This is a genomic window from Asaia sp. HumB, from assembly GCF_030263835.1.
GTDB classification, from domain to species: Bacteria; Pseudomonadota; Alphaproteobacteria; order Acetobacterales; family Acetobacteraceae; genus Asaia; species Asaia bogorensis.
This window is the reverse complement of record NZ_JARPML010000002.1, coordinates 2028927-2050038: the sequence shown is the minus strand read 5'-3', so window position 1 is coordinate 2050038 and position 21112 is coordinate 2028927. Positions and strand designations below refer to the sequence as shown.

The 21112-nt window shown below is 57.9% G+C and carries 20 protein-coding genes and 1 pseudogene; 10 read left to right on the top strand and 11 right to left on the bottom strand.

Annotated features, from left to right (window positions below):
* Positions 1–257 precede the first annotated feature (257 nt).
* Positions 258–1655 (bottom strand): YncE family protein, encoded by a 1398-nt coding sequence (locus P5689_RS10365; protein WP_285533083.1) that lies wholly within the window; start codon positions 1653–1655, stop codon positions 258–260.
* Between the two features lie 25 nt (positions 1656–1680).
* On the bottom strand, positions 1681–2493 hold the full coding sequence (locus tag P5689_RS10360) for a creatininase family protein (protein WP_408868540.1): 813 nt from the start codon (positions 2491–2493) through the stop codon (positions 1681–1683).
* A 356-nt stretch (positions 2494–2849) separates the two neighbouring features.
* Here P5689_RS10360 and P5689_RS10355 point away from each other — a divergent pair, with 356 nt between their 5' ends.
* Positions 2850–3365, top strand: a complete 516-nt coding sequence (locus tag P5689_RS10355; protein ID WP_062163976.1) for a DUF2721 domain-containing protein — start codon at positions 2850–2852, stop codon at positions 3363–3365.
* A gap of 180 nt (positions 3366–3545) precedes the next feature.
* A complete protein-coding gene (locus P5689_RS10350) occupies positions 3546–3677 on the top strand; it encodes a hypothetical protein (protein ID WP_023977846.1) in 132 nt (43 codons plus the stop codon).
* A 104-nt stretch (positions 3678–3781) separates the two neighbouring features.
* Here P5689_RS10350 and P5689_RS10345 read toward each other — a convergent pair whose 3' ends face one another.
* The 8 genes from P5689_RS10345 to P5689_RS10310 all read right to left on the bottom strand — a co-directional run bounded on the left by P5689_RS10345 (position 3782) and on the right by P5689_RS10310 (position 10618).
* Complete coding sequence (locus P5689_RS10345) at positions 3782–5434, bottom strand: glycosyltransferase family 39 protein (RefSeq protein WP_285533081.1); 1653 nt, start codon at positions 5432–5434, stop codon at positions 3782–3784.
* Between the two features lie 8 nt (positions 5435–5442).
* The gene (locus tag P5689_RS10340; RefSeq protein WP_023977844.1) at positions 5443–6168 is read right to left on the bottom strand and encodes a glycosyltransferase; all 726 of its coding nucleotides are present in this window, start codon (positions 6166–6168) and stop codon (positions 5443–5445) included.
* Positions 6169–6217: 49 nt separating this feature from the next.
* Entirely contained in the window at positions 6218–6745 is a 528-nt protein-coding gene (locus tag P5689_RS10335; protein ID WP_023977843.1) for an ATP synthase F0 subunit B, read from the bottom strand.
* Positions 6746–6757: 12 nt separating this feature from the next.
* On the bottom strand, positions 6758–7360 hold the full coding sequence (locus P5689_RS10330) for a hypothetical protein (RefSeq protein WP_285533080.1): 603 nt from the start codon (positions 7358–7360) through the stop codon (positions 6758–6760).
* A 22-nt stretch (positions 7361–7382) separates the two neighbouring features.
* Positions 7383–7607, bottom strand: coding sequence for an ATP synthase subunit C family protein (locus P5689_RS10325; RefSeq protein ID WP_023977841.1), 225 nt, complete (start codon positions 7605–7607; stop codon positions 7383–7385).
* A 57-nt stretch (positions 7608–7664) separates the two neighbouring features.
* A complete protein-coding gene (locus P5689_RS10320) occupies positions 7665–8414 on the bottom strand; it encodes a F0F1 ATP synthase subunit A (RefSeq protein ID WP_062165669.1) in 750 nt (249 codons plus the stop codon).
* Between the two features lie 94 nt (positions 8415–8508).
* Entirely contained in the window at positions 8509–8850 is a 342-nt protein-coding gene (locus P5689_RS10315) for an AtpZ/AtpI family protein (protein WP_023977839.1), read from the bottom strand.
* A gap of 127 nt (positions 8851–8977) precedes the next feature.
* Positions 8978–10618 carry a chloride channel protein gene (locus tag P5689_RS10310; protein ID WP_285533079.1) on the bottom strand — a complete coding sequence of 547 codons (1641 nt, stop codon included), beginning with the start codon at positions 10616–10618 and terminating at the stop codon, positions 8978–8980.
* A gap of 366 nt (positions 10619–10984) precedes the next feature.
* Between P5689_RS10310 and P5689_RS10305 the strand changes: the two genes are divergently transcribed.
* Together P5689_RS10305 and P5689_RS10300 are read left to right on the top strand one after the other, a co-directional pair.
* A complete protein-coding gene (locus tag P5689_RS10305; protein ID WP_023977837.1) occupies positions 10985–11764 on the top strand; it encodes an alpha/beta fold hydrolase in 780 nt (259 codons plus the stop codon).
* A 35-nt stretch (positions 11765–11799) separates the two neighbouring features.
* The gene (locus P5689_RS10300) at positions 11800–13209 is read left to right on the top strand and encodes a M20/M25/M40 family metallo-hydrolase (protein ID WP_023977836.1); all 1410 of its coding nucleotides are present in this window, start codon (positions 11800–11802) and stop codon (positions 13207–13209) included.
* A gap of 83 nt (positions 13210–13292) precedes the next feature.
* On the opposite strand, the gene P5689_RS10295 is transcribed toward P5689_RS10300, so the two are convergent.
* Positions 13293–13931 carry a DNA-3-methyladenine glycosylase gene (locus P5689_RS10295; RefSeq protein WP_023977835.1) on the bottom strand — a complete coding sequence of 213 codons (639 nt, stop codon included), beginning with the start codon at positions 13929–13931 and terminating at the stop codon, positions 13293–13295.
* Between the two features lie 280 nt (positions 13932–14211).
* On the opposite strand from P5689_RS10295, the gene P5689_RS10290 reads away from it, so the two are divergent.
* From P5689_RS10290 to mdoH, 6 genes and pseudogenes are all read left to right on the top strand, one after another.
* Positions 14212–15267, top strand: coding sequence for an energy transducer TonB (locus tag P5689_RS10290; protein ID WP_285533077.1), 1056 nt, complete (start codon positions 14212–14214; stop codon positions 15265–15267).
* Positions 15268–15274: 7 nt separating this feature from the next.
* The gene (locus tag P5689_RS10285; RefSeq protein ID WP_035444271.1) at positions 15275–15739 is read left to right on the top strand and encodes a YbaK/EbsC family protein; all 465 of its coding nucleotides are present in this window, start codon (positions 15275–15277) and stop codon (positions 15737–15739) included.
* 807 nt (positions 15740–16546) lie between these two features.
* A complete protein-coding gene (locus P5689_RS10280; RefSeq protein WP_285533076.1) occupies positions 16547–17392 on the top strand; it encodes a hypothetical protein in 846 nt (281 codons plus the stop codon).
* Positions 17393–17511: 119 nt separating this feature from the next.
* Positions 17512–18000: pseudogene (locus P5689_RS15565) on the top strand (polysaccharide biosynthesis/export family protein); the annotation flags it as partial.
* 117 nt (positions 18001–18117) lie between these two features.
* On the top strand, positions 18118–18657 hold the full coding sequence (locus P5689_RS10275; RefSeq protein WP_235075402.1) for a hypothetical protein: 540 nt from the start codon (positions 18118–18120) through the stop codon (positions 18655–18657).
* A 52-nt stretch (positions 18658–18709) separates the two neighbouring features.
* Positions 18710–21013 (top strand): glucans biosynthesis glucosyltransferase MdoH, encoded by a 2304-nt coding sequence (gene mdoH / locus P5689_RS10270; protein WP_285533075.1) that lies wholly within the window; start codon positions 18710–18712, stop codon positions 21011–21013.
* The last annotated feature ends 99 nt before the right edge of the window (positions 21014–21112 follow it).

Here is a 21112-nt window from a genome sequence, read left to right as displayed (position 1 = left end):
AGGCCCGATCGCCCGACCGGGTCCAGTCACATCCCTGTGGCCCGCCCCCGGCTGTCTCGTCTGCCGGGAAGTGACGTGAGAGCGTACCCTGCCTCGAACAGATGGCCTTGGGCGGAGCCGAAAGGCTACCATAGGACGATTGACCGTTTATCCACGGTGTTCGGGCGCAAGGGAGGGTGGCGCCGTATGACCCGTCGAAGAATGACAGGCCTTCCGTTCCGGGCGGCATGGCCGAAAGCCGCCCGGATGGCATAGACTTAACGCAGGATACCGGTGTGACCCACGCTGTAGCGGCCCGGCTGCGGCCAGACGGTCAGACCATGCGGTTCAGCCCCTACGGGGATCTTCTTCACATCGCCGGTCTCGGTGTTGATGGCATAGGCCACATCATCGAAACGGCCGGAGAGCCAGAGGAGCTTTCCATCGGCGCTGACATTGCCCATATCCGGGCTGCCACCGCCGGGGATCGGCCAGGTCTTGACGACCTTGTCTGTCGCGAAATCGATCACTGACACGCTGCCAGGGCTGTGACGCGGACCATGAATCCTGTGTGAACCGCGATTGGCCACATACATGAACTTGCCGTCACGGCTGGGGTATTCGCCATGCGTACCGGGGCCAGTCGGGATGAAGCCGGTTTCCTTGAAGCTATCACCGTCGACCACGAACACACCATCGGCATGCATATCGGCAATGTAGAACTTATGGCCGTCCGGGGCAGTCAGGATATCCTGCGGCATCCCACCCTTCGACAGCTTGAGATACCCGATCAGGCTGCGGTTGACCGTATCGATCTTGGCCAGATAGCCACCGAATTCACAGGTGAAAATGGCATAACGGCCATCGATCGAGAAGTCGGCGTGGTTGATGCCCATGCACTGCGGCGCCTCAACCGAGCCGATAAGGGCCATGGTATGCGGGTCGCGGAAATCCAGACGCTCATGCGCTTCCGCCACCACGATAGCGTATTTGCCATCCGGGGTGAAATACATGTTGTAGGGGTCGTCCACCGTGACAGCAGGGCCCGGCTTGCCCGTACGCGGATCGATCGGGGTCAGGCTGCCATCATTGCTGCCCTCGGCGTTATTGGTGACCCACAATGTCCGCAGATCCCAGCTGGGCACCACATGCTGCGGGCTGCGACCCACCTTGAAGGTGTCGACCACCTTGAACGTCGCGGGATCGATGACCGACACGCTGTTGCCACGCAGATTGGGCACATAAACCCGCGCCAGATCATCCTTGATGGCCGGCGAGATCTTGTCCGAAATCGTCTCGCTATAAATGTTTTTGGGATTGATGACCGCAGGCATGCCGGGAATTGTCTGCACGGCACCGGCAACCGGGGTGGCCGCGCTCGTTGCGGCCGGGGGCGTTACCTGAACGACGGGGGCGACCGGCGCTGTGCTGGGGGGCGTTGTGCTAGAGGGCGTCGTGCTGGCCGGGGTAACGCTGGATGAAGGCGCGGCAGCCGGCGTTGTCGCGGCAGGAGCCGGGGCTTGTGAGGTTACACCCGAAGCCGCCGATGATGCTGTAGCCGGTGCGGACGCCGCCTGTGCCGGAGCTGCAGGGGTTTCCTGCGCACGTGTCGCCTGGGCGGTGGCCAATGACAGGCCAACCAGCGAGACGATGAACGCGTGATGTGAAAACTTCATAGATGCTCCTTGATAACGGTTCTGCCTAGCGTGACGCGCCGAGTGCATCGAGCGCCGCCTGAACCTGAATCGCTGTTCCGATCTGCCCCAGCGCCACAGTCGCCGGGCGCGGGTCGCCCCCATAAACGCCCTGTGCGCTGTCTGGCAGCCCAGCACTGTGCAACGCCTGCTCACGCACCATCGTCGGATCGATAGCAAGCATGAGCGCCGTATCGCTCAGATCCGCATGTTTGCCCAAGTCCTTGCCATATCCCTTTTGCCGCAGGATCTCGGCATAGCGTGTGCCGATACTGTCATAATAGGCTGCGAGGTAGATGGCCTCGCCCTGACCACGCCACTTATTGTTCAGCTTGTCCACCGCCGCCTTGAGATAGGACAAATACCCGCCGTGGTCGGCAATAAACACGACACGCCGGAAGCCCTGAACATGAAAGCTGTCCCCCGCCCCCATGATCAATCCTTCAAACACAGCAGGCGGGATCGAGATCGTCCCGGCAAAACGCATATGAGAGGTACGGGGGGAAGTTCCGCCTTCAGGGACATAGGCAATGACCGGCGCAACAAGCGTATGGCCCAGTCGGGCGGCGATGCGTTCCGCCTGTACTTCGGCCCGCAAATTGTGCTTGCCGACGGAAATATAAGGGCCGCTTTGCTCGGTTCCCCCTACGGGCACGATGATCGTGTCTGTTCCCGACTGGATACGGGACTGGATTTCGGTCCAGGTCAGCCTTGCAAAGGATACCGTCTCGGCATGACCTGTCGATGGACGGATGAGGCAGGTCAGCGCCGAGGCAACCAACAGACAGGCCGCACGCCTGACACCGGGAATAAAAGCCAAACCGAGATCTTTCACCGGAAAACATGACACATGATACGCCTTGCCCATCGTCTGGCGGGCCTGAGCGGATCAGGTTTTAACATAGCTGTAGCGGTGCGCCAGAGAGGCGCTCAAAAACACCAATCCCAAGGGACAGCGCCTCTGCCTGCCGCTATAGCCTGCGTCATTTTAAGACTAGCCCTTGCTGTTGGCCTGCCAGTGCCGTGCCCCCCTCAGGGCAGACCGCATGACTCGGCACAGGGAGCACAACCAGTCGCCCCTTGCGCTGTCATGTTGCAGAGTTTTGCCAGCCCTGTAAAACCTGTTGGCTCCCACACAGTCCCGCTTTCACGCCTTCACTTCAGGATACCATTTTCATGGCGCTCGACCCCGTTGGCCTCAACGCCCTTCTGGCCCCCGAACCCATCGACAGTGTTGCCCATGTCATTCAGGTCGCTCTGACACCAGTTTTCATGCTGTCAGGTGTCGCCTCGCTGCTGACCCTGTTCAATACGCGTCTGGCGCGGGTTTCAGACCATGTAGAGGAAGTCGCTCATCGCCTGCAGGACGACCATGAGGGAGACCCGGATGAGACAGCACGACTGAAGCGGCACCAGAATCGACTGCGCCGGCGGGTGTTTGCTCTGGATTGTGCCATCATGCTGGGCGGCGTTGGCGGGGCCTCCACCTGCGGCGCGGCATTGGCCCTGTTTCTGGGCAGCCTGCATAACAGCCAGACTGTGGCTTGGCTGATCTTCCTGTTCGGGGGTGCGCTGTTCTGTACGGTCGGAGCACTGTCGTCTTTCCTGGTGGATACGCTTCTGGCCTGGCATGGCCTGAAAAGAGATGGAGCCCTTCCCAAGCCCGTGACCACCATCAAAGCAACAAGATAGGCCTTGGGACACCTTGGCGGGATATTTTATTTCGCCAAATACCCGAAAGTAAAATCCGAATAGAAAACGGAGTCGTTCCATGCGTTTATTGCATTGCTGGAGCGCGTTTTGAGCGATTGCTTCGGACCGGTTTTGGGCGCTCTTACCGCGCCCACACACCAGATACCTTAGGAATAGCTTATGTTTACCGTTGAAATCCTCAACCTCGTCTCTCATCCGCTCAGCGCTCTGAGCGCTCTGACGATGGTTTCTTTCATTCCCGTTATTGGCGCTCTGCTGGTTGCAACGATCGCAGCCGATCGTACGGCCTGACCTAACGTCGGAAATAATTGTGAATACTTGAAGAAGAGATTAATCACCCGTTTGGGCGTCATCCCGTCTTCAAGAAATTCATCACTGTTGCTTGCTCACCGCCCTCAACGGCGGGTCGGTGCAAACAATTCCAGATCCAGCTTATGACCATTGGAATAGTTGAGCCCGGTAACGCGGCCATATTCCGTCAGGGCAACGCCCTGCCCATCCAGCGCTGAGCGAAGCGCTGCCTCGTCCTTGCGATCGACCAGCACCAGAGAACACGCCATATTGGCTGTGAGATACCGTGCGGCATCGGGCACACCGAGCAGCTTCGTGTTCGATCCGGCCAGAAACGCCAGGCTGGGCTCCGAATAGGATACCGAGACGAGCGTGCTCTCCTCACAAGGCTTGTAATCCTCGTAAAGCGCCGCAGCGCGGGGCGCGAGCTGCAATAGGCCAAGATTGGGTATGACCGTCAGGAAGATGCCGGCATGGATCACAACAGCCGCGCTGATCATGACCCAGGCTGCCTGGAGGCGTCGCGCTTTCCACAGAAGCCAGAACCCGTAAACCACCAGGGGCAGAGCGCCTGCCACGGCAATCGACGCTCCAATATCGAAGCGATGTTCGCTCTGCCATAGCAAGGCGAGTCCAGCCACGGCAAAGACCAGAGCCAGTGCGCCCCAGAGCAGTCCATAGACCCCCATCAGCCCCCGTGCCCACAAGGCAGAGGGTCGACGCAGCGGCCACCTGACTAGCGTGGCCGCTACCAGAATGGCAATTGCGGGGTAGGTGGGCAGAACATAGTGCGGCAGCTTGGTCGCGATTGCCTCGAAAACCAGCCAATGGGGGACAATCCAGCACAGCAGGAAGCGCACGACTGGTTCGCGGTGACGCGCCCAGATGGCAGGCAGACCCAGCACCAGAAAGAGCGATCCAGGCCAGAAGGCAAGCAGGAACACCACGGCATGAAAGCCCGGCGGCAAACCGTGTGCCTGCTGCCCGTGTCCGATCTTGCCAAGGAAATTGGTTCCGACTGCGCGTGAGAAGAAGGCACCGTGGCTGACCACGCCAATCGCGATGCACCAGGGCAGCACGACAGCCAGAGTGACCAGCCAGCCCCATGAAGGGCGCAAACGCCGGAACCAGCTTGCCTGCTTTTCGATCAGGCGCAGGGCGAGCGGTGTGGCAAGCCCTGGAATGAGAACGACCGGCCCCTTAAGCATGAGCCCACAACCCAGCGCGCCCCAATACAGAAGCGCGATGGTGACCGGCGTTTCGCGATTGCGCTGGGCATCGAGATAAGCGCGCAGCAAGGCCGTCTCGACCAGCAGGATATCGAGCAGCAAGACAGTGTCGATGGTCGCCATCCGCCCTTCGGCCGTCAGCAACGTCGAGACCGCCAACAGGGCCGCGGCCACAAGGCCCGTCATCCCGCCGAAGAGCAGCGCACCCAGATAGGCTGTCAAAGTCACTGCCGATACGGCGGCGATCAGACTCGGGATTCGATAGGGCCAAGCAACATGACGGTCATGAGGACCGCCGAAGATTTTCTGCGCCGTCGCCTCCAGCCAGTAAATCCCAGCGGGCTGCAGATAGCGTGGCTGATCGAGAAAACGGACATCGATGAAATTGCCGCTCTCGAGCATCTGCGCCGACGCTTCCATATAGCGCGGCTCATCGCGATCGAGCGGCACGAGGCTCATGCGCCCAGGCAGGAAAATTGCCAGCGTCAGCAGCGCTACGCCAAGGTAATGGCGCCAGGTCAGAGTCATGAGAGCCCTCAGCGTTCGGTTACGCGGCCCGGCAGTCTCGTGCGATTGAGCAGCCACATGACACCCAGAAGATCACGGATGCCGACGAGCGCGCGATTGAGATTGGTATATTTGGACTGGCCGTGCAGACGCGCCCGGTGACGGGTCTCGACGCAGATCAGCTTTGCCCCGTAGCACCCGAGAAGTGCAGGCAGAAAGCGATGCACACCCTCGAACTGAGGGATACGCAGGAAGGTATCACGGGCGAACAGCTTCATGGGGGCGCCCGTATCGGGGCAGCCATCATTGAGCAGGCGACGGCGCAGTCCGTTGGCCAATCGCGTGGCGATCACGCGTGAAAGACGGTCATTGCGCTTGAGGCGAACGCCCACAACCAGAGGTTCGCCCTCGGTAAAGGCTTCAGCGCGCTTGAGCATGTCAATGATGACCGCGGGATCATCCTGACCGTCGCCATCCAGCGTGGCAATCCAGCGCCCCTTGGCTGCCTCGATGCCGGTACGTAATGCCGCAGACTTGCCCCGGCGCCGATCATGGCTCAGCAGGCGCAGGGCAGGAAGGAGGCTTTCACGGGCAGAGAGGAGTTGGGGCACCGTCGCATCGCGGCTGCCATCATCAACGAAGATTATTTCGATATCCCGCGCGTTCTCGAACACATTCGCGAGTTCCTCGCAAACGGGGCGGATATTCTCGGCCTCATTCAGAACGGCGATAACGATAGAGAGACGAATGGTCATGGCAGAAACCGCCTATGAATTGTCCGGGCCATGAAGCCCGGACAGATGATCAGGCCGCGTTCTGGTTGCGCGATCCGGCTTCGTTGGAAGCCTTCAAAGCCTGTGGCAGATCACTGATGCCACGGTCAAGCAGGGCTGAAGCGCCTGCCTGCTCGGCAGTAAGATGCTGTGTCAGCAGGCTGCGTGTCGCCTGGATGGCTGCATCGGCTGCCATTTCACGCACTTCGCGGATGGCTGCGCGCTCGGAAGCCGCAATGCGGTCACGGGCTATCTGCTCGCGGCGGGCTGCCACGGCTTCTGCCTCGCGACGGGCGTTTTCGGCAATGCTGGCCGCCTCGGCGCGCGAACGCTCGATCAGGGCACGGGATTCGGCCAGAGCCTGCTCACGCTCACGCGTGGCATCCTCAAGCATCTTCTCGGCCTCACGGCGCAGGCGGCTTGCCTCGTCCAGATTGCTGCGCACCTGGTCGGCACGCGCATCGAGAACAGCTGCAATGGCCGCCCAGAGCTTGCGTCCGAAGAACAGGAAGAACAGGACGAAGGAAATAGCGACATAGAAACGCTGATCATGAAACATCGCGTATTCTCCTCAGCCCTTGCTAGCCGCAAGCCCGGCCTGGACCGCGTCCTGCACCTGAGCCCGGGAAACCGCATTTTCCAGACCTGCGGGGCGCAGCAGCTTTTCGATCAGGCTCTGGGCCGTTTCGGTAGCGACTGTCGACAGGCTGGCAAGCGCTTCGGCACGGGCAGAAGCAATGCGCTTTTCAGCTTCGACAATATCGGCATGGAGCCGATGGTTCATTTCGTGGGTCTGTGCCTCGGCAGCCATACGGGCTTCGTGAACGACCCGGTCGATATTGGCCTGAGCCTGTGCGGCCGCGTCGTGGCGGGCGCGACGCAGTTCGTCAACGGCGCGGTCAGCGTCGTCACGGGCACGGCGGGCAATATCGAGATCGCCCTCGATCCGGTTGCGTCGATGGGTCAGAACCCCTTCGATGCGCGGCAGGGCCGAGCGGCTCAGAATGACGTAAAAGACCGCAAAGATGACAGCGCCCCAGACCACCTGCCCGATGAGCAGGGGGTTGGAGAAGTCAAGCTGCGGCATGCCAACGGCCCAGGCCCGTCCCGGCACAGTGCCGAGCGCAAGCACGACGGCAAGCGTGGCAGCGAGATTTCGAGACGGAAGGCGCATGACTGTTACCCCTGCCTCTGGATCAGACGAAGAGGATCAGGAAGGCGATGAGGAGAGCGAAAAGCGCAACGGCTTCCGTCAGCGCGAAGCCGAGCATGCCGAGGCCGAACACGTGCGGGCGTGCGGCCGGGTTGCGGGCGATCGAGCTTACCAGCGTCGAGAAGATGTTGCCGAGGCCGATGCCGACACCGGCAAGAGCGATAACAGCAATACCGGCGCCAATTTCGCGAGCAGCAGAGACGTCCATGAGTCAGGTTCCTTGGTTACGACGAAACAACAGTTGAGCGTGGGTCGCGGCGAGCACTCAGTGCGCCACAGCCTCACGCAGATAAATGCAGGTGAGGATGGCGAACACATAAGCCTGCAGAACGCCCACCAGCAATTCCAGAGCCGTCAGTGCGACATTGATGACGACAGGCGCCACAGCCAGCACCGACCCGAAGGCCCCAAGACCAGCCAGCATCAAGGTGAAGCCAGCGAAAACTTCGAGCAGAACGTGACCAGCCATCATGTTGGCGAAAAGTCGGATCGACAGGCTGACAGGTCGCGAAAGGAAAGAAAGGATCTCGATCGGCACCAGAAGCGGCGCGAGGAACACAGGGGCGCCATCGGGCAGGAAATGCGCGAAGAACTTGAAACCCTGGTGCTTCAGCGAAGCGAGAATAGACACCACGAAAACCAGCAGGGCCAGCGACACGGTCACGGCAATATGGCTGGTAAAGGTGAAGCAATACGGGATCAGGCCAAGATAGTTACCGGCCAGAATGAAAAAGAACAGCGCGAACACGAACGGGAAAAAGGCGGTGCCTTCCTTGCCGATCGTCTCAGTCGCCATGTTATGGATGAAGTCATAGCCCAGTTCGGCTGCTGCCTGCAGACGACCCGGGACAACAGCCGCCGGGCGCATGCCGATATACAGGAAGGCCAGAACAAGGATGACAGCCACCAGCATGAAAGCCGGAGACTGACTGAAGCGCAGCGCCTCGCCAATCTGCCCGAGAACAGGATGAAGCTCGAACTGGCCGAGCGCGTCAATCGTTGATCCGGCGGCCAAGCTGCCTCTCCCGTTTACGATGCAGACTTCCAGGCTCACGCCGGAAATCCATGAAACTCACAGTTTAAAGGGTGCAGCTTGCGCCTTCACCCCGTCAGACGTTGGCGTTTTTCACCGCACGCCAGACATTCAGCATTCCTGCTGCACCGCCGATGAGCGAGAACAGGATCAGGAAGAGCGGTCTGGTGCCACACAGGCGATCAAGCCCGTATCCCACAACTACACCGACAACCAGCGCCGCGACCATTTCGGTCCCGATCCGCATTGCCAGCCCGAATGCCGAATAATCGGCATTGCTTTCATCCCCTGTGGAAACCGAGTCCGACTTTCCGCTTTTGCCGCGCATCCGGAGTTCTGCATCGGCCAGCCTCTTGTTGAAGCTGTCGGCGCCTTGCTCCGCCTGCGAGGAAACGTTCAGGTCGTCCTGTGCGCCCACGATTCCATACCTCGCTTTTCTCCCCTGTGCGGGGAGTCCTTGGTGCGCGTCTGCTACCCATGTCGACGTGTCGTGTCAACGCCTCGTAACTGCAGGACAATGATTTCTTGGCTCTGTCATGACTGCGTTACTGGCCCCTCACCTCACCTGTCAGCTCACGCCTTGTCCTGTCCAGTGCTTCTGCGTAACGACGCAACACATATTTCTCGCTCAGCAGCCCCACGACACGACGCGAGAGACGATCGGCGATCACAACAAGGGCATCGGCCTCGGCCTGCTCGAAAAATGCGGCTGCTTCCCGACAGGTCATCTCCGGCAGCAGCGTCATATCTTGATGTAGGGCCAGGTCGCCAAGCATCCTGTCATCGGGGTGATCGGGCGCATGGACCTCGGAGAGAAGTACGATCCCACGATATGCTCCGGATGCATCCACGAGCACGATCTGCGGCGTTGCACCAAGAGGGCAGCATTGCCGCGCCTGGCCAAGCAGGGTGTCGGGGGTGAAGCAGGTCATCTCATGGCGCATCATCCGCCCCACGGTCAGTTCACGCAGCCAGCTGATATCGATGGCAGAGCGAATCGATTCGCCGCGTTGATGGAAGCGCCATGTGGCAAATGAGTAACCAAACAGACGCCGCACCGTGAGCAGGGACATCACACTGGCCAGCAGAACACCGCTTGCCAGAGAGAGATCAGCCGTCATCTCGAGGATAAGGCAGGTCATGGTCATCGGCACGCCGATGATGGCCACCGCCGTGGCACTCATGCCAAGAATGGCGCAGGTTGTGACCGACAAGGCTGCCGGGAAGAGCGCCGTCAGCCCATGCCCGAAAATCGACCCTGACAACACGCCGAGAAAAAGCGATGCGAAGAACAGGCCGCCGCGAAAGCCACTCCCGATCGAGATGGACGAGGCAACGGCCTTGAACACCAGCAAAATGAAGAGTGTGGAGACTGGCAACCCCTCAACCAGTATCTTGCGGACTGCTGCGTGACCCGCAGACAGGATGGATGGCGAGTAAAGAGCGAGGCCACCCACCATCACCCCGCCCAGACTGGGCCTGACCCAGCCCGGCAGAGACAGCCGCCTGAACAGGCCCTCGGCAAATGTCACGCCATACATGACGGCAATGCCGGCAAGACCGCATGTGACGCCAAGGAGCATGACCGGCAGGCTGTCACGCATGCCCAAAGCAGCATGCGGCAGCATGGTAACCGTCGCCGTTACCCCGCCAAGCAGGCGGACAACACCGACAGCGCTGATGCTGGCGATCGCGACAGGGGCCAGATTGACGAGAGAATACGTCCCGATCACCAGCTCAAAGGCATAGAAGGCCCCTGCCAGGGGAGCATCGAACGCCGCACCAATAGCGCCCCCGGCACCGCATCCCACCAGAATACGCATATCGGCGCGCCGCACCCGGAACAGAGCGCCACATCGTGAGCCCAGAGCCGCAGCAATCTGTGAGAATCCGGCTTCGAGGCCGAGCGAGGCACCACAGCCATTGGACATGAAGGTCTGAAACGCCACGATGACACTGTCACGCACCGACATACGCCCACCGTGAAGGGCATTGGCCTCGATCGGATCAACGGGGCGATGGCGGTAGTGCCGTGCGACGATCAGCCCGAACATGCCGAGCGCAAGACCGCCAAGGCAGGGCATGAGCACGGTGCGCCAGGGGTCGAGACGGTCAAGCCCCGAGAGCCGGCCATCATTATGCAGGTTATAAAGCAGCCTGTGGGCCAGCAGCGTTGCCCGCGTCATGAGCCAGACACTCAATCCAGCAAAAATTCCGACACACGATGATAGGACAGTCAACCAGATTTCATTGGATCGGACGAGGGCGCGGGCATAGTAGGGCACATGCACCCTGTGGCGAATACGCCTGAAAGCCTGTCGCCGCGCAGTTCTGTGGAACCCTGAACCCAAGAGAGATCCTGACATGACTTTGAGGACCGAAGGAAAGCGCTGTCCTTATTGTCGTCCGGACTTGTCGCAGGCAACAGAAAACCCCAGACTTCCGCTCCATTCTGCCTTCAAGGCCCCATACTGGCCGCATTGCCGCCCCCATCGGGCAGCGCTTCACGCAATGGCCCCCGTCGTCCCTCTGCTCATAAGGACTCACCCATCGTGCTTCTGAACGTTATCGAGCGCCTCCCGGCCCAGCCCGCGGGTCATCCGCCGGTCGTGTTCCTGCATGGCCTGTTCGGACGCGCACGCAATATGGGGTTCCTCCAGCGCCAGGTGGCGCGTACCCATCGCACGCTTGCGCTTGATTTACGCAATCATGGCGAGAGCCCTCACGGACCGATGGACTACCCGACCATGGTGGATGATGTGGTGGAAACCCTGCGTGCGCAGGAAGCCCTGCCCGCCATACTGGTGGGCCATTCCATGGGCGGCAAGCTCGCCATGATCATGGCGCTGCAATATCCCGAGCTCGTGGCAGGGCTGCTGATCGGCGATATGGCACCGGCCCGCACCGGCTTTGGGCAAGCCGCTCTGGCGGAGGCGATGCTGCATATCCACTTTCCCGACCATCTCGACCGACAGGAAGCCGACCAGCTTCTCGCCCGGGAAATTCCCAACCGGAGCGTGCGTGACCTGATGCTCCAGAATGTTCGCCTCGGCAGCGATCCGGGCTGGCAGATCGGCCTGCAGGACATCACCAACTCGATGCCCAACATCGAGAACTGGCCTTACATGCCCGAAGGCTATGTTTATGAGGGGCCGACGCTTTTTCTGCGTGGCGAACATTCGCCCTATATCTGCAAGGATCATGAACCGGTCATGAGGCGGCTCTTTCCTCATTATCGTCTGGAAACGATCCCCGATGCCGGGCACTGGCTCCACGCGGATAATCCCAAGCTGTTCACCGAGAAAATGCTCGCTTTCATCGATACGATATGACCACTCGCCTTTTTGCACCAAGGTTTCGACCCGCCATGATCAAACGCGCTGCCCTGTTGCTGCTGCTGTTCCAGGCTGGCTATGCCCAGCCCGGGCATGCGCGGGCCGAGCCCCTTCCCGCCCTGACGCGTGAAGGCCTGCAGGCGCTCAATCTCGCCCAGGCCTCCATGGCGTTTCGCTCCGTTGCGGGTGCCAATAATGAAACCCCGGCCGTGGCCGATCTCTACCGCACGGCCCTGATCAATGGTGGCTTTGCCGCTGACACCATCACCATTACCCGACAGGATGACACCGCCTATCTGGTTTTGCGCTGGCAAGGTCATGACCCGTCGCTCAAACCGCTCGTGATTTCAGGCCATATGGACGTCGTTGCGGCCAATCCCTCTGACTGGATGCATGACCCGTTCAAGCCCGTCACGGAGAATGGCTATCTTTATGGTCGCGGGGCGAGCGACATGAAGATGAGCAATGCCCTTGCAATTACGGCGCTCATCCATCTCAGGCAGCAAGGCTTCGTTCCGGATCGCGAGATCATCCTGGCGTTGTCGGGCGATGAAGAGACGGAAATGAAAACGGGCCAGACCCTGGCCCGTATGTTCTCCAATGCCGCCGAGGTTCTCAACCTCGATGTTGGGGGAGGTGTGCTGGATGAGGAGACAAACCGCCCCCTTTTCTACACATGGTCCGGTGCCGAGAAGACTTACGCTGATATCAATCTCAGCGTAGCAGACCCGGGCGGGCATTCCTCCGAGCCACGCCCACGTAACGCCATCGACGTTCTGGCAGCGGCCCTGCTCAAGATCCAGGCCCACCCCTTCCGACCGGAACTCAATGCACTGACACGCAGCTATTTCATGAATGCTGCGCGTTTCTCGTCACCACGCCTTGCTGCGGCCATGCGGGTCTTTGCTGCAACGCCTGACAATGCCAAAGCTGTATCGATCCTGCGCGCCGAGCCCTCTCTGGTGGGAAGCATTGGCACGACCTGTGTTGCAACAACCATCCGCGGTGGCCATGCGCTCAATGCGCTGCCCCAGCATGCCGATGCCAACATCAATTGCCGCATCTTTCCCGGTCATTCGCGTCTCGACATCATTCACGACCTGATCGAGATCATAGCGGACCCCTCCGTCCATCTTCAGGATCAGAGCGCTGGCACGGTCGAGACACAGCCCTCGCCGCTCAATACGCCCTTTGCCAGCGCCGTAACCCGCGCCGCCCAGACTGCTTATCCGGACGTGCCGGTTTTTCCGAGCATGAGTTCGGGGGCAAGCGACAGCATGTGGTTCAGAGCGCGTGGGATACCGAGTTATGGCGCCTGCCCGATATTCATGAAAGCCTCGGATAACTTCAGCCATGGGCTTGATGAGCGCGTCCCGCTTTCCGCCATCACACCGGGGCTCCATTTCCTCCTGTCCCTGATACCCGCCCTCTCAGGGCGCTGATACCCTCAAGGCGAGGGGGAATTCTCCTCGCGGGCCTTATCTCGACAGGTGGAAGACTCAATGAGCCGGGACAGCCCCCCATTTCATCCGGTCAGGACATTCCGCACCGACTTTCCTTCCTCCGAGAGACGCCACAGATACCATGCCAGTGCAGAGCGCCAAGGCGTGAAACGTGCGCCCTCAACCCGCAATTGCGCCGGCTTCGGAGGCAAATCTAGGCCGCGCAGTTTTTGCCATCCTGCCCGTACGGCAAAGTCATCGACAGGCAGCACATCGTGCCGTCCCAGTGTAAAGATGAGTAACATCTCCACGGTCCAGCGCCCTACCCCTCTGAGCGCAGTCAGCCGGGTGATCAGCGTTTCGTCGTCCAGCAAGGCGGCTTCTGTGGAACCTGGCACGACGCCGTCCAGACGTGCCTGCGCGAGGCCACGCAAAGCGAGATACTTGGCCGCAGAAAGACCGCAGCCCCTGAGCGTTTCTTCCGGCAGGGAAAGCAGAAAGCTCGGCTCGGGCATGTCTCCACCTGAAAGGGCACAGACGCGTCCCAGTATAGCCTCTGCCGCGCGACCGTGGAGTTGCTGGCCAATGATGGCCCGTATCAGGGCCTGATAGGGTGTCTTGCCATCAGCCCCCCGCAGGCGGCAGGGGCCAATGCGGGCCATGACTTCCGCCAGAGCCGGATCCTGCCCGAGACAGGCATAGAGAGCTGGGTCTTCGAGCACCGGTTTTTCCTCTTATGTAACAGGCAAGACGTTCACGCGCTTGGCAAGATCATGGGTCCAATGTCATGATAGCGCCAGATGCCAGATCGTGTCGTGATCCAGGGTGAGCTCCCTGCCCGGCCACGTGGCGGCGTGTGTTCTGATTCTTGCAGGTGTTCTTCTGAAACGCACCCGACCCGTCGATCCGGCGCCCCCTTCATCCGGTGCGGCCCCTATGCCGCGCCCGGATAGAAAACGGGCACGAAACGAGCCGTTGCTCTATGCACCAACGGCAAAGTCGATGCGCGCCCTGCCCCCGATGCGTGGCACGCGCGCATCCCTGACCCATTACGAGCCGAAAACCGGGCTTGAACCCGATCTCAAACCGGCTGGTGCGTCGCTTATTCGCCCTCAAATTCTGGAAGATCAGGGCGTTGTCACGGTCCTCATCGCTTCGGCCATTGCGCACGCAATCATCCTGGGCCTGCTAATCTATGAAGGCGCCCGCCATGCGCGAGGCCTGCCGGAAGGAATCGAACAGCCACAAGTCGAGATGATGTTTGCCCCGCCCTCGCGCAGCGGCATGGCGGGGCCGCATGAAGACAAACCCGGCGGTGAAGAAAAACCATCGCAGAGTCATGATGCGCCTTCGGCTTCCAGCCCCGAGAAGGAGCAGGAACAGCAGCCCGACCAGGCCGAATCCACGCCCACCCCGGCCATGCCCACGCCAACACCGCCTGCAGCCCCCCCTGTGCCCGATGGTCCCTCAACCGAAATTCCCAAGACACAGACCGACCGGCCCGTAAGCCCCGGCATCGCCAAATCGGGTACGAAAACGCAGACGCGCGCCCATAGTCATCGCTCCAGCCGACGCCCGACCACGAAACAGTTGGATAACCCGTTTGCAAACATGACGACGCTCGATTTCGGCGAGGCCCCCTCCACCCCGCGCCGCCAACGTGGACGCCGTGGCGGTTCGGGTGCGCCCATCGACATGTCGCTCGGCCCGCTTTCGACCAATGGCCAGATCAATGCGCCCTTCATGACGCGCAACTCCATACGCGGCGTGAGCGACGATTATGGCAGCGAGATCGACCGCTGGATCCGTGCGCATCTCTATTACCCTGAGGATGCTATCAAGAACGGCGAAGATGGCCCCTCTTCCGTTCATGTGGTGCTCGACCGCACAGGCCGCGTAAAATCAGTGCGCCTTACCGGACAGTCGGGCTCCTACTCGCTTGATGCCGCAACGACAGGCATGTTCCAGGGCGCGCATCTGCCACCCGTCCCGCCCGATATGAAGGGCGACCATTTCGATATCGACCTTACAATCAACTACATCCTGATCAGACGTTGAGACCCGTATGAGCCTGGACTCCGTTCGCGACGAACTCGCCCGCCTCGCCCCCGATCTGTCGATCATCGATGACGGCCGCAGCACCGCCACTGTTCCCGAGGCGGCCGAAGTGCACGGCGTCGAACCAGACCAGATCGCAAAAACCCTCTGCGTGGATGTAGGCGGGCGTATCGTCCTGGTCGTCATGGCTGGAACGGCACGGCTCGATAACAAGCGCGCCCGCGAGGCTCTGGGCGGCAAGCCCCGCTTTCTGGGGCCCGAAGCTGTGATGGACGTCACCAGTCACCCGGTGGGCGGTGTCTGCCCCTTTGGCCTGCCTGCACCTCTCCCGGTCTATTGCGACGAATCCCTGCGCGCCTTCGAGGAAATTATCCCCGCCGCCGGATCGATCACAGCCTCGGTGCGGATGACCCCGCAACGCCTTGCCGAACTGACAGACGGGGTTTGGGTGCATGTAAGACAGGAGACCTGAAGGTCGGACTGGAAAAACAAGGCAATCCGAAACCGCAAAATCCTAACGATAAGACCAAACGATTGACCGCCGCAGAATATCGCTCTTATTTTCTGCCCCACAACCTCCTGAAAACACCTATGAAATATTATAAATATGTGAATAAATGTCATCTATAACAGATATTTATGATGATGATATAATATATTTACAAATATAAGATTTTAAATATTATCTCAGAAATTTATAAAATTGCTTAGGAAAATATCGCGATTCTATATTGAAAATACATGCAATCCGTCTAAAATTTTGAATTTATAATTGGCTAAATCGATAATTAATGAATTTTATTAATTTTATATTATAAAATTATCTTATTTGGTATTTTGTTAATTAATAAAAGATATAAATCTGGCATATTGCAATGATTTACAAAAGAGTAATTTTTTTAGCGACACCTTATCACAAAACTACTAAACTTCTCGAAACTTTGTTGCCAAGCTCAAGCAGGTCGCCTCCACCGTATCAAATGCTTCAAAAACCGATACCGTTTCCGCTGAAAACCTTCGTCGTGCGTTTCCGAAACTTGTTCGCACCTCTTCAAGCAATGAAGCGCCAGCTAGTCGCCCCAAACATCTTTGGCACTACCCGCGCTTCTGGATTCTGTTTGGGTTTCCCAATTTAGCGGCAATCACCTATTTCGGTTTGATAGCTTCTCCGATCTATGTATCCCATGCCTCACTCGAGGTATCGGGATCGGGTCAGAGCAGCGATGCCCTCTCTTCACTACTCACTGGGAACTCCCAAACAACAGGAAATGGCGCCTACGTGGTGCAGGATTTCGTAGCCACGCCTGATGAATTCAAACGCGTTGATGATCATTTTGATCTCTCGAAAATTTATGGCCGCTATGACTTCATCAGCCGCTTCGGAAGTTTCGGGAGCTTGTTCTCAACTACCGACGTAGCCTTGTGGGGCAGCTATCGCAAAGCCGCCAACGTTTCGATTAGCAAGAGCGGGATCGCACAGATTTCTGTTCGCGCGCCTAGCCCGAAAGATGCTCATGATATCGCATTATTCGTACTGCAGGATACAATTGCTCATATCCGCGATCTGAATCAGCGCGAGCGCGATGATTACACGAGCGCTGCGAAGAGCGCTGTCGCTGACCTCGAGAAAGCCGTCTCAGAGGATAATCGGGCGTTGCAGGCGTTTCGTATCGACCATGGAATTTATCTACCTGACACCTATTACACTGCGTTGATGGAGCAAACTACGCAGCTCGTGCTCAAACGCCTCGATACATCCTCGAAAATTGCCGGCCTGCAGGGTGCAACACCAAACAGCACTGCCGCAAAAGCGTTCCAATCTCAACTCAGAATTATAGATACAATGCTTGCGGAGGTTCAAGAACAAAAGAAACGAATCAGTGCTGCATCTGCCCGATTCGCTGAACTTGAAACACAGCATGAGACCGATTCACGCTTGTTAGGCGAGGCGCGTACGGCGCTGCTTCAATCCACGATAAAAGCTAGTCAGGACCACTACTATATCCATGAAATTGGGTACCCCTCTCAGCTTAACGGAGCAGAATATCCCCTTCGTTTACTGAGTATACTGGTCGTTTTCGTAATCAGTAGCCTGCTTCTTGCAGTCGCACGTCCGACGCGCTGAGCAAGATCAATCATGAGCGCCAACGGTTAGACAGTATGACAGGAAGGTACCCTTCCTTGGTGACCTGATCATTCGCTCTTCATCACGCCTTAATATGCATCGAACCGCCGAGAACTTTTATGCGTCATCCGATTCAGACTCTCCTCTTATCTTTCAGCACCTGCGTCGGATTGAGCGCGTGCACCTTTCCAGAGGCTGGCCCCTCAGTGCACGCCATCGAGCAAACGCCTAATGTCAATATCGTAGCTGCCACACGCCAAGTAGTTGATATATTGGCACAAGCGGCGGACGTGAAACGCGCGAACCGCCTTGCCTCGGCGCGTTCCGCTATACGCGGAGACGGCGCACCAACCCATGATCATAGACTTGGTATCGGCGACACAGTCCATGTGAGCTTATGGATATTCTCGCAGGGCGCAGGACAGGAAGGAGATGTCTCCTCCGCTCCCGGGCCGTCAGTGACTGACATCGGAACCTTCGCAATCGCTAGCGATGGCACCATCTCGCTACCATACGTTCATAAGGTACACATCATCGGTATGAGTGTACCCGATGCGCAGGAAACCCTAACAAAGGCATATACTCGGTTAGGGACAATGCAGAACCCGGCAGTTGCTCTCACATCTGGACCTGCATCAGGCACAAGCGCAGATGCTGATGGGATTATCGTAACAGGTGCGACAGGCCGACCAACTATTCTACCTTGGAATGCGGGTGGCGTGACCATGGCACGTGCGCTTACTACCGCCATGGGCGATGGAACCACCGTGTTCAGCGCGCGCAATAATGCAAGCGGCGATCACGCCGACGCATGGGTTAGCGTTACGCGCAACAGCATCAATATCGCGCGACTACCAATGCTGGAGGCCCTGGAACAGGACATTCCCTTGAAGCCGGGCGATCATCTGATTGTACGCCATGATGCCAACGTACGAGTTACCATGCTCGGCGGTGGCATCACCCGCAACACCCTGCTCGGTTTCTCTGAATCCCCTACGTTGATTCAAGTCATTGCCGCTGCCGAGGGGTTGAATGTTGCCACAGCAAATGATCGTGAGATCTTTGTACTTCGTCGTGCGGCGCCAGGGTTGACACCCAAACTCTACACTATCCCGATGGATTCAGGAGAGGGATTGATCACCGCGCAGCGCTTTCCCATCGAAGATGAAGACGTTGTCTATGTCGGGGAAGCACCAATTGTTCCTGTAGAACGCGTTATCAACACCTTTCTGCAGTTGGGTCTGATTGCCGCAGTCGCCCGGTAGGACCGATCAAACTCCCTTCGGCTTCATAAGCGAGACAGGACAATTCACTCGCATGACAGATTACACAGCCTTCCTGATCGACGGAGGGATTCATCCTGATGACGCCGCTGTAATTGGCCCGACGATAACGTCGTATACCGATCTGCAGCGATGGCTTGATAGTTACTACCCGGATGAACTTCATCCGACACCCGAACGTATGCCAATTGGCGCGCCATTCGTAGAGACGCGCTGGAAACGCAATATGCGTGCCATGTTCATACGTTTGAAAGCTTCGGGAGAACCGGTCGGGGAAGCTCCCGACTGGATACGAGTGGCTGAGCGCAGGAGGTTGCGAGCCAAGCTCGCAACTATTCTTACCACGATCTTGATGGTCTGGCTTACGGCCTCGACGATGCAATTTCAGGTTGATCAGCACACTCCTTTCGGCCTGACCTTATATTGGGTATGGAGTATACTGAACGCACTTATGATATATCTTATGGTCACAAGTTTTTATAAACTCGTGATCGGCAGTTATTATGCCGCGAAAGGCCCTGAAGGTAACCCGTACCATCCTATACATGATGCCTGTGATCCGAGTCCGGGAGCCCGGGTAGCAATCATTTACCCAGTATACCACGAAGATGCGGCTGCGGTAGCAGCCCGCCTCTCAGCAGCTTGGACAACGCTTGCCGAGCACGCACCGGAACACGCCCATCTCTACGATTTGTTTCTTGTCTCAGACTCACGCAAAATCGAATACTGGATAGCTGAGCAGGCAGCCGTATATAGTTTGCGTACAATGCATCCTGATGCTCGAGTTTATTACCGGTGGCGTCCATCAAACCACCATGCAAAACTCGGCAACATTGTTGATTTCTGCCGCCGCTGGAGCAACCGTTATCGGTACATGTGGATGATGGACGCTGATTCTCTCATGGACGGCAAGGCCATTCATACCACACTACGAATGATGGAAGGCAATCATCGGCTGGGTATTCTCCAGACCAATCCCAAGCCGATCCTTAGGACAAGCCTGTTTGGGCGTATGCAGCAATTTACTTCGCATATATGCGGCACTGCCTTTTCTCATGCGATGACAGCGATGCATATGGGACATGCCTCGTATATCGGGCATAATGCTATGATTCGTATGGAGCCCTTCGTCAACCATTGTATGCTCCCCTCTCTTGCTGGAACTGCGCCTTGGGGCGGCAAACCACTATCCCATGACATCCTTGAAGCAGCCATGATGGCTCGCGCAGGCTATGAGGTATGGTTTCTCCCTGAAATTGAAGGAAGTTACGAGGAGATTCCATCCAATCTTGGCTCTTTTCTGCAACGGGAACGCCGCTGGATGCAAGGCAACCTGCAACATATGCGTTTCCTGCTTATGGACGGCATCACCGGGCTACATCGCGAAATCTTCTTCACCGGCGTGATGGGCTACCTTACTTGCCCTATCTGGTGCGCTTTTCTCTTGATCGCTCTGCATAATTCGACATCCTTTCTTCAATCAGGACACATCGCGCCGCAGTTCATCACAACAATCGAGGCGCCTGCTCTGATGTTGCTGGGAGCCACTATTGTTTTTCTTTTTCTTCCGAGGTTGATCGCCGTCGGTACGCATATGCGCCAGAAAGAGGCAAAGCGCTATGCAGGCCAAGACAAAATAATACTATCAACCTTATTCGAGGTTATTTTTTTCTTCTTTATTTCACCAGTGATCATGGTTTGTCTCACTCGTTTTTTTTGGATGTGGCTACGCCGAATCACCATTTCTTGGGGAACACAGCAACGCGACGATTCAGCAGTTCCTTGGAGAGATGTATGGGCACAATTCGGTTGGGTTAGTATGTTGGGGGTAGCGCTCGCCGCCTATGTAGCATATCAGATTTCTCAGATACCTGAGCAGCAAGTCGCAATGCTTGATATGCTGTCGAATCATCGTCTCACACCAACATCGATCCTGTTCTGGTTTATGCCTCTGATTCTTGGGTTGACACTCAGCCCTGCTCTGGTGCGATTTTCTTCAGAAACCTTTAATAGCTTGCGGCATGTTGGGCTGTTCTGCACACCTGAGGAGATAGAGGAGCCAAGAGTAATCACTCTAATGAAAAACGCGCTCGTTTATCTGCGCGCTTATACGCCAGACCCTGAGAACCGCGAGGCGACGCTCCAATATGCCGTTAGTAACGCCTTCTTCTACCTAAACCATAGACCGCAAACACGTCACAAGACACATGTGGCGGAGCGCATCGGGGCCAAGCTCGCCGCAGACGATCAACTGACCATCAGTGAACTTGGTCACGCATTGAGAGAACGCGCCTGCTTCGACTATCTTTTTCAGCGTCACGGGCTGAACGAAAGCTAGTCCATTCGGGACGGTCATCAAGTGAGCTGATGCGAAACAGCTCCTAGATGATCGACAATCCCGCTCTACATGAGCACAAAGTTCGACTTTCACCAGCCG